The sequence below is a fragment of the Clostridium sp. genome (assembly GCF_016650095.1).
Classification (GTDB): Bacteria; Bacillota; Clostridia; order Clostridiales; family Clostridiaceae; genus Clostridium_AD.
The window spans coordinates 1-9,739 of sequence record NZ_JAENWL010000107.1 but is presented as its reverse complement, the minus strand read 5'-3'; the positions used below and the strand labels follow the sequence as shown (position 1 = coordinate 9,739).

The 9,739-nt window shown below is 32.7% G+C and carries 6 protein-coding genes and 2 rRNA genes; 6 read left to right on the top strand and 2 right to left on the bottom strand.

All coding sequences use genetic code 11. The features are described 5' to 3' along the window. The 5 genes from JJE11_RS08340 to JJE11_RS08320 all read left to right on the top strand — a co-directional run. A 23S ribosomal RNA gene (locus JJE11_RS08340) occupies positions 1 to 129 on the top strand; the annotation flags it as partial. A gap of 208 nt (positions 130 to 337) precedes the next feature. Beyond that, positions 338 to 454 (top strand): 5S ribosomal RNA (rrf, locus tag JJE11_RS08335). Positions 455 to 636: 182 nt separating this feature from the next. Continuing rightward, positions 637 to 1,167: a YbhB/YbcL family Raf kinase inhibitor-like protein gene (locus JJE11_RS08330; protein ID WP_291634475.1), complete on the top strand. Its 531-nt coding sequence runs from the start codon at positions 637 to 639 to the stop codon at positions 1,165 to 1,167. A 350-nt stretch (positions 1,168 to 1,517) separates the two neighbouring features. Further along, on the top strand, positions 1,518 to 2,036 hold the full coding sequence (locus JJE11_RS08325; protein WP_291634473.1) for a sigma-70 family RNA polymerase sigma factor: 519 nt from the start codon (positions 1,518 to 1,520) through the stop codon (positions 2,034 to 2,036). Then, entirely contained in the window at positions 2,033 to 4,360 is a 2,328-nt protein-coding gene (locus JJE11_RS08320; protein WP_291634471.1) for a beta-propeller domain-containing protein, read from the top strand. Before JJE11_RS08325 ends, JJE11_RS08320 begins: the two co-directional genes overlap by 4 nt. Positions 4,361 to 4,435: 75 nt before the next feature. Here JJE11_RS08320 and JJE11_RS08315 read toward each other — a convergent pair whose 3' ends face one another. Together JJE11_RS08315 and JJE11_RS08310 are read right to left on the bottom strand one after the other, a co-directional pair. Further along, positions 4,436 to 6,298 (bottom strand): glycoside hydrolase family 20 zincin-like fold domain-containing protein, encoded by a 1,863-nt coding sequence (locus JJE11_RS08315; RefSeq protein ID WP_291634469.1) that lies wholly within the window; start codon positions 6,296 to 6,298, stop codon positions 4,436 to 4,438. Between the two features lie 306 nt (positions 6,299 to 6,604). Continuing rightward, a complete protein-coding gene (locus JJE11_RS08310) occupies positions 6,605 to 7,804 on the bottom strand; it encodes a hypothetical protein (protein WP_291634466.1) in 1,200 nt (399 codons plus the stop codon). Positions 7,805 to 8,080: 276 nt separating this feature from the next. Here JJE11_RS08310 and JJE11_RS08305 point away from each other — a divergent pair, with 276 nt between their 5' ends. After that, entirely contained in the window at positions 8,081 to 9,508 is a 1,428-nt protein-coding gene (locus JJE11_RS08305; protein WP_291634464.1) for an alpha-amylase, read from the top strand. The last annotated feature ends 231 nt before the right edge of the window (positions 9,509 to 9,739 follow it).

Genomic DNA, 9,739 nt, shown 5'->3' with positions numbered 1-9,739 from the left:
TTTCCCATAACTCGCACGTAAGTGCGGTGTTAGTAAGACTCCTGGAAGAACACCAGGTTGATAGGTTAGAGGTGTAAGCATGGTAACATGTTCAGCTGACTAATACTAATAAGTCGAGGGCTTGACCAAGATAAATAATTATTTAAAAAACATTAACAATGCGATATACTCCTTTTGTAAAAAAGGAGCGAAAGCTTTGAGCGTAAGCGAGAAGACTAGCTTCGACGAAGGAAGAAGATAAGTTCACTGTGCAATTTTGAGAGAATATCTCAGAAAGTATATTGACAAGTTAACTATTGCTTGGTATACTTTTAAAGTAAGGTTAATACCTTATAAATCTGGTGATTATGGCATGAAGGTAACACCCCTTCCCATACCGAACAGGTCGGTTAAGCTTCAATGCGCCAATGGTACTGCAGGGGTAACTTTGTGGGAGAGTAGGTCGTCGCCAGGTAACAGAAAACCACTAAGTTTAACTTAGTGGTTTTTATTTTGCGTAAAAATAATTAATTATTAAGGTACTATTCGTAAAAGGCTAATTCCTTTTATTATTATCAGATAAAGAATTACTTTTTAATAATGTATTATTTGGTGTATACTTAACATATAACTAAAATAAGTTAGGAGGAAATGATTATGACTAATGATTTATTTGCAAGGATGCCGAAGGCAGCGAGCTTTAAGGTTACCAGCACAGATGTTACAGAGGGACAGCCATTTGCTCTAGCTCAGTTTTCAGGAATACTTGGTATAAAAGGTGGTCAAGATATCTCTCCACAGCTGTCTTGGTGTGGGGCGCCAACAGGAACAAAAAGCTATGCTGTAACTATATATGATCCTGATGCGCCAACCGGATCAGGGTTCTGGCATTGGGCAGTTGCAAATATTCCTGCAACTACCACTGAATTGAAAACTGGGGCAGGGGACGATATGGGTTCCAAATTACCTAAAGGTGTTATTCAATTTCCTAATGATGCACGGGCTGCACGTTTTATAGGGGCTGCTCCTCCACCTGGACACGGATCACATAGGTATATAATTATTATACATGCCTTAGATGTCCAGGATATTGATGTTTCTATTGATTCAACTCCAGCAGCTCTTGGATTCAAAATGTCAAGTCATATACTTGGGCGCGCAGTTTTGACTGCTACGGCTGAGCAATAGTAGTTTTGATTTGTACATAATTATAAAGTATTATATCAACTAAGCGTGCCTGATATGCCAATCAGGTAACGCTTTTTTATATTTAATTATTTATATTAAAATAGGTAAAATAGTTAATACCTATAATAAAATTGGATATGAAATTATTATAGTTAACACTTTATATTTATTTTTAACTTATAGAAAACTAAATGCTACTATAGACAGTCTAATTAGTATAAACATTGATATTAACCATAGGCACAAGCTAATATTATTACATAATGTTTTAGGGGGATTAGAATGATGATTGAAGTTTTACTAAAAAATGATATAAATCTCAGAGTTACATCGGAAATGGGGGCTACAAAGTGGATACTAATGGAAAAATAAAATTAGCTCAAAAGGGGGACGATAACGCTTTTTATGAACTCATAAGTGAAAGAAAAAATCAGCTTTATAAAACAGCTTTTGCTTATGTTAAAAACAAAGAAGATGCTATGGATATTGTTAGTGATACAGTTTATAAGGCTTATATATCTATTAAAAAGCTAAAGGAACCGAGTTTATTTAATACCTGGCTGACTAGGATACTTATTAATACTTCTTTGGATTGTATGAATAAGAACAGTAGGGTTGTATACTTTGAAGAAAATGTTAGCTCTGATACTTTAATAATTCCAAAGGACGATGAGCAGATAATTGACCTTAAAGTAGCGGTTGATAAGTTGCATGGAAAATATAAAACAATTGTCATATTAAAGTATTTTCAGGATATGACACTGGTTGAGATAGCCAAGATACTTGAGTGCCCTCTTGGAACAGTAAAAACAATGTTGCATAAGGCACTTGTAGAACTTAGGTTAGATTTAAAGGAGGAGCTAATATGAATAAAGACAATATGGATGAGCTAAAAAAAGAATATGACAATATAGAGGTTCCGCCAGAGCTTGATTTAGCTATTGAAAGGGGTATAAAAAAAGGAAAGGCCTATAAAAGAAAAATAGCGGTTAAATCATTAGCAGCTGTAGCAGCATGTTTATTTTTAACAATTGGAACCGCATCAGGTATAAAATTTCTTAATCCAAATAATACATCACTTACTCAAACACAACCAAGTAAAATAGTACAATCTATCAATATACTTCCAGTTGTAGGGTCATCAAAAAATTTGCAGAAACTACTGGAAAATTATATTGGTCTTGGTCAAAATTATGGAATGAAGAGCGAGATGGCTATGGATAATATTGCTCCTAGATCCGCAGAGATGCCACAAACTACAGTAACAGAGAAAAGTAGCTCAGATAGTGGTAGAGAAACCAGTGCTACAGCTAATAAAAGCGTGCAAAGTAATGCAACTGATGCCCAAATAAACCATTCGACGACCAACCTACAGGTTGAGGGTGTGGATGAAGAGGATTTAGTGAAAACGGATGGAGAATATATTTTTAAGGTAAACGCACAGAAAATTATAAATGTTATTAAAGTAGGAACAGATTCTAAAATGGAGGCAATAAACAATATTACATTTGAAGAAAACTATAATATTAGTGGCATTTATTTAAATGAAAATATATTGGTAGTTGTTGGGAACAGCTATCAAAATATAGATGCTCAGAAGAATTCATCTCAAAGTTCTAAATCCTATATGATGCAAACTAATGAAGTTACAAAGGTTATAGGCTTTGATATATCGGATAAAGAAAATATAAAGAAAGTAAGAGACATTGAAGTAGACGGGGTTTATAGCTCCTCAAGAATGATAGGGCCTAGAGTATATATTGTTGCAAATAAATATTTAAATAATATAGGTAACATTAAACAGGATGCAGATATAGGCAAGGCTTATTACAGTGATAGTGCGGTTGGTAAGGATAAGATAACTATTGATTATAATACAATAAAATATCTGCCAGATTCTATCGAGCCGAACTATATAATGGTGGCATCTTATAATGTAGAGGATAATAAAGAGAAGGTAAATATTAGTACAATTCTTGGTTCAGGAAATAGTATATACTCATCGGATAAGAATTTATATATAGCAGGTAGAAAGTTTTCTCAGGATGAAAATAATAATGGAAACACGAACACTATAATTTATAAATTTGCCTATGAGAATACTGGTGTAAAATTTGTGTCGAGTGGTGAAGTTCCAGGTACCATCACCAATCAGTTTTCTATGGATGAGCGAAATGATTACTTTAGAATTGCTACCACTGAATATAAATATGCTACAGTTGCTCCCATGGTATCTGAAAAGTCTATGACGCAAAGTAATGGGTCAACTACAAGTGTAGCCCCAGTAGCTCCAAGTACAGATATTGTGGCCCCCGATCAAAAAATGAGCAATCAACCACAAGATCAAATTACTAATAATCTTTTTATACTGGATAAAGACATGAAAGCAGTAGGAAAACTCCAAGGTCTTGCAAATGGTGAGCAAATATATTCGGTTAGATTTATGAACGATAGGGCATATATAGTAACCTTTATGCTGACTGACCCACTATTTGTAATAGACTTAAAGAATCCAGCTAGTCCCAAGGTTTTAGGAGAACTTAAGATACCAGGGTTCACTAATTATTTGCATCCTTATGATGAGACGCATCTAATAGGCTTCGGAATGGATAGTACAGTAATTAATGAGGGTGGGATGGATAGAGCAAAAACAAAGGGCATGAAAATTGCAATCTTTGATGTAAGTGATGTATCCAAACCAGTGCAGCAGTTTATGACAACAATAGGTGGTGCGGGTACCTATTCAGAGGTGTTAAATAATCACAAGGCATTACTTTTTTCAAAGGAAAAAAACCTATTGGCATTGCCTGTTACTGAAAATAATTACAATTATGATAATAATACTAATATTTCAGAGCAAAGCTATCAAGGAGCTTATATTTATAATATTGATTTAGTAAATGGTATAAAGCTTAAAGGAAAAATAACGCACATGGATGAGGATGATAATTCAAACAAAAGTAATTCAGCAACTAACAATTATGAGATTTACCCTATGTTTAACGGACAATATTTCGTAGATAGGATTTTGTATATAAAGGATACTCTATATACACTATCGAACGGATTAATAAAAGCTAATGACATAAACACCTTAAAGGAAAAATCAAAGCTAAAGTTAAAGACAGTTGATTTATCGAAAGTCTATCCGGCAGGTGGGACGCGTGAGGTAATTCCTTCGCCAGCTCCCTAAATTAAAATAGTAGATTATAAAAGTAAAAAGATGCTAGAATTAATTCTAGCATCTTTTTATAGTTAAGAGAGGTTATTAGCAAGCTATCGAGCATATTTCCCTTAAATATTTACAGGTATAAGCTATAATTTCTCTAATTCTATATAGCTCACTTTCCTTATTTCTCATTCTCCAAATTTTTGCATAATCATAGAACCATATTTCAAGATTTTCTGCGAGTTCCCTTGGACTAAATACAGTATCTATATCTTTTTCACTGTACTCATTCTTCAAAAGATTTAGGAAAAAACTATTCACAAGTTGGATTGCTCTTGCTGAAACAATAAATTCTTGAAGATCGAAGGTGTTTATGCACACTTTCTTAGATAATCTAGTAAACTTATTTTCTATTTCACAAGCTAAGTTATAACCAGCTAATATCTTTTTCCAATCAAGCTTACTTAAGATATCTTTAATATTTAAATTTTCACTATGGCCTTCCTTCCATTCGACTAGTTCATACCAGCCTACAACCTGCTCTTTGGATAAGTGATTAAGTAGTGACACGAGTTCAAGTGAGTCGTCACCATACTCTATTATGGACAAGGCCTTAAATACATTTTCAAAATCTTCCTCTCCATTTGGATTCCATGATAAGGATGCGCCGTATGCCATACCAGGAATTGAGCTACTTAAAAAATTAATATGACCAAAGTCACCCCAGTCAGTATTGAGAACCCCTGTCGCACCATATTTAACACCATAGGCTACCATTCTTTTTATATTTTCAAAACCTTTATCCACTTTGTTTATTAGCTGATTCCATCCCCATACACCGGGGCATACATACTGCTCCATACCTGCCTGGGTTATTGCTTTTGTTCCATCTTCCTTGGCATTTTCATTGTAGTCCCAATTAAGACATATGGCATCCTTATTTATATTGTTTAAAAGTTCAGGATGATGCAAAATTACATCCCCCCAGAACATAACTTTCTTATCTTTCCTCTTGACTATATCTATTACTTTGTTCAAAAACTCAACGTATAGACTTCCAACACCAACTTCATCAGCTTTGGCTTTACTTTTACCCTTGCCGAGGTCAAATGTTTCATCACAGCATATATTAAATTTGTGTGAGCTAAATAGTGGTATATATTGCATCAACATTTTCTCAACTAGTTTTATGCTTCCTTCATTAGTCGCATCAAGTGTGTGGGAAACCATTCTATGACCAAAGGAGTATTCGCCTCCCTCACTGTTATCTAGCTCACACAATTCATTAAAGGACTTGGATCTAAGCACCTCATACATGTGCCCAAAGGTAGATAAGGATGGAATTAACTCAACATGTCTCTTTTGGCAATATTGGTCTAGTATTAATATTTCTTCAGCTGTTAGTGGGTCTTTGTCCATCCAAATTTCACTCATGCCCTTAAATGCAAAAGTATGCTCTATATATAGTTGTAATTGATTAATTTTATAAAAAGCGGCTCTATCAACGAGTTCCATAAGCATTTTAAGTGTTGGGACCTTGCCTCTTGTAACATCATGGTAGAATCCACGGTTAGCAAAGTAAGGTTCATCTTCAATTTTGAGGTTTGGCAGTAAAGTTCCATTTTGCCTAATAATTTGTCTTAATGTCTGTACTCCATAAAATATTCCTATGGAAGTAGCCGCACATATTTCAATGCAGTTTTCATTAATAGTTAAGTTGTAAGCCTCTTTTTTACCGTCTGCTTTTTTTAATACGATAACAGTTTTATTACTATGGCAGTCAAAGGCTTTATTTATTTCTAATTTGAAGCCTAATTGCTGCTGAATTTCCTCTTGTAATACAATAGCAGTATTTAAGTCATCAAAATCACATTGATATTCTAAGATTATCTCAGTATCTCGTCTAAGCTGTAATGTGCCTTCCATCAGCTCTAATTGTTTTGGATCTGGTATTAAAAACATATAGTACACTCCCTAAATTTAGTTTGATTAGGATTTAGGTTGCTAGTCTTAACTAGCATATTAAAATCTGTTTTTTACTCATAAATGTTAACCTATTGCTCTACGTTATACCTTATTAGAGAAAAAATCAATAGCCTGAGAGATAATAAAATAAAATTAACATAAAGTACAAAAAAGGAGTCATGTTTCAGAAAATTATGGATGTCTAATTTATTATTTTATCGTGTTTATTTGTTATTACTTTACTGTTTTAATTAATTAAATAAAGTCAAAATTAAAATTGTTTCATATATATATAACTTATCATTATTTATTTGGCTGCAACACAACAAGGTTATTTCCAGCCTTTTGATTCTTCCAATTAAAGACTATACATGAATCCAATTTAGGGTGATACATATTAACAGCTTCATCCTTTAGGAACATTTTAAGATTAAAGGCTGCATATATGAAAGCTGCCTTTTTTTTATTCACACTTGTGTATTTTCTCATATTAATTAAGCCAGAAGCTGTTCCTGCAAGATGAAATGAAGGATCATATAAGCTGTTACGACTATCAGAAACAATTAACTTTACATTTTCACGTAGCTTACCAATTAGCTGTCTTAAAAGAGTCATTCCTTTTCCTTGAGGAAGATCTACATCTGTTATTCCAAAGCTTAAACTTTCACAAACCTTACTCCATAATTCTCTATCTGATTCTTTATCAATTTCTAAACAATCTCCAAGTGTAATGGATTCAAGGTATCTTAGATCGTGGAAAACATTACAATCTTCTAAAAGATCACAAAAATCAATTATAACGGGCTTATTTTCAGTTATTATAATATTATCTCCTTGAAAATCTCCATGTGCATATGAAGTAAGACATATTACTTTTAATTTATTCCAAATATCTTCATTGTTAAAATAATAATATGGATTAGGTAGCAATATGTCCGTTCCATCTAAAGATATCCATTTTATATTTTTGTCTATCCCTATTGATTCAAAAGCCTGTACATATTTAGTATCCATATATCTATATGATAGTTCATTTTTAACTATATCCATTGGAGACATGCTTCTTTTTACATGCTCTTTATTCCAACTAAATAAAAACTTAGTTATTGTTGATACTATAGTATCCTTAAGTTCATCTTCATTTAGAACCTTATCCAAGAACGTCTCACTATTGTTTATATCATCACCTGCTAAATCATATAAGTTAGCATATAAGTTAGTTTTGCTTTTATTTTGAAAATTATAACTAGATATGAGTTTAGCAATATACTTTTGCATATTATTCGCGACGGCTAGTTCATAGGCCTTTTGGAATACCTTTGCCTCATTGTTTTTAGTTACCTTTAAAATACCTACCTTATTAGCAGCACCATATTCAACCATATATACCCCTGCATCAGACCTTCCACTTTTGAATTTTTTTACTACTTGCAAAGGGGCAATTTTATCTTTTAAATCTTCACCTATCTTATTAATTTCATTAAGTACATCTATAATATCCATAGCTAATCCTCCCTACAATCCTTTATAAAAATTAAGCACAATTATAATCATTTATAAAATTGGCTCAGTATCACTAATTATATTATAATCACTGAGAATACACAAACGATTAAGAAAAATTTAATATTACAATATTTGTTTAGAAACGCATAGCTAAATGCTATAATAAATTGCATAGGTGGGTATGCAATTTAAGGTTAAGTGTATCAATACAATGAGAGTATTCGTAATGGATATATATTGCCTTTATTTTATTATATAAAAGGAGCTGGCAACATGAATAAAACTATAATGCAATTTTTTGAATGGTATCTTCCATCTGATGGAGGACACTGGAACTTTTTAAAAGAACATAGTAAAGCCTTAAGTGATGCTGGTATAAACACTCTTTGGCTTCCGCCTGCATATAAAGGTGCAGGCGGCAGTAATGACGTTGGTTATGGTGCTTATGACCTATATGATCTTGGTGAATTTGATCAAAAAGGGAGCGTAAGAACTAAATATGGAACAAAAGATGAATATATAAATGCAATAGCTGAGGCTCACAAAAATAACATTCAGATATTAGCAGACATCGTGCTTAACCAAAAGGGGGGAGCAGATGATACTGAATGGGTAAAGGTGGTTAAAGTTGATCCTAGAAATCGAAACAATAAAATAACCGAAGAATATGATATAAAGGCATGGACCAAGTTTAACTTCCCTGGAAGAGATAATAAGTACTCTGACTTTAAGTGGAATTTTGAACAATTTGACGGGGTAGATTGGGATGAGAATAGAAAAGAAAATGCTATATTTGAATTTACTGGGCTTGGTAAGTGTTGGAATCCAGATGTAGATGAAGAAAATGGGAATTATGATTATCTTATGTTTACAGATATAGATTTTAGTTCACCCTCAGTATATGAAGAACTCTTAAGATGGGGGTTATGGTACATAAAAATAGCAAATCTTGATGGGTTTAGATTAGATGCACTAAAACATATCGAATTTGATTTTTTTAATAAGTGGATTAATGATATACGAAAGATTACAAACAAAGATATTTTTGCAGTAGGAGAATATTGGCATGGTGATGTTAATGTTTTAAAAAAGTATGTTGAGAAAACCTGCCATGCATTTAATATTTTTGATGTTCCACTTCATTATAAGTTTGCAACAGCCGCAAATGAAAAAGAAAACTATGATTTAAGGGGTTTAATGTCAAATACCTTAATAAGTTGTTATTCTGAAAATTCAGTGACTTTCGTGAATAATCATGATACACAACCAGGACAAGCCCTTGAGTCTTTTGTAGATGACTCATTTAGTTTACAGGCATATACTTTTATTTTGACAAGGCAAGAGGGGATACCGTGTATTTTCTTTGGAGATTATTATGGAATACCAAATAATAATATAGCTTCACTAAAAGATAAATTAGATAAATTATTAAAAGCTAGAAAAGATTTTGCTTATGGCTGGCAGCATGATTATTTTGATGATGCACATATTGTGGGATGGACGAGAGAAAATGGACTAGCTGCCTTGATTTCTAATACAAACAACGGTGGTTGTAAGAATATGTTTGTTGGAGAAAAGCTTTCAGGTAAGGTATTTGTGGATGTAACTGGTAATGTTTCTGGAGAAATTAAAATAGCAGAGGATGGCAATGGTAATTTCAGTGTTAATGGAAATTCATATTCAGTTTGGTGTTTAATTTAAAACATAGCGTGATTTTTATATGAAAGTCTATTGACATGAAAATACTTCGGTGATAGTATTTAAATATACTTCGATGCGAGAACTAATTTGGAGGATGTTATGGATATAAACAAAATAGAGAAAAACTTTTTTAATTGTTTTGATGAGTTTAAGGTCTTGTTTTTTCCACAGCAGTGGAGTGATATATTCTTAGACTTTTCCAAAAATGAAATATTAGCACTATTATTCTTG

Bases quoted from the DNA above. Each gene is read 5' to 3' on its own strand.
- JJE11_RS08330 (WP_291634475.1), top strand. From the start codon at position 637: ATGACTAATGATTTATTTGCAAGGATGCCGAAGGCAGCGAGCTTTAAG.
- JJE11_RS08320 (WP_291634471.1), top strand. From the start codon at position 2,033: ATGAATAAAGACAATATGGATGAGCTAAAAAAAGAATATGACAATATA.
- JJE11_RS08315 (WP_291634469.1), bottom strand. From the start codon at position 6,298: ATGTTTTTAATACCAGATCCAAAACAATTAGAGCTGATGGAAGGCACA.
- JJE11_RS08310 (WP_291634466.1), bottom strand. From the start codon at position 7,804: ATGGATATTATAGATGTACTTAATGAAATTAATAAGATAGGTGAAGAT.
- JJE11_RS08305 (WP_291634464.1), top strand. From the start codon at position 8,081: ATGAATAAAACTATAATGCAATTTTTTGAATGGTATCTTCCATCTGAT.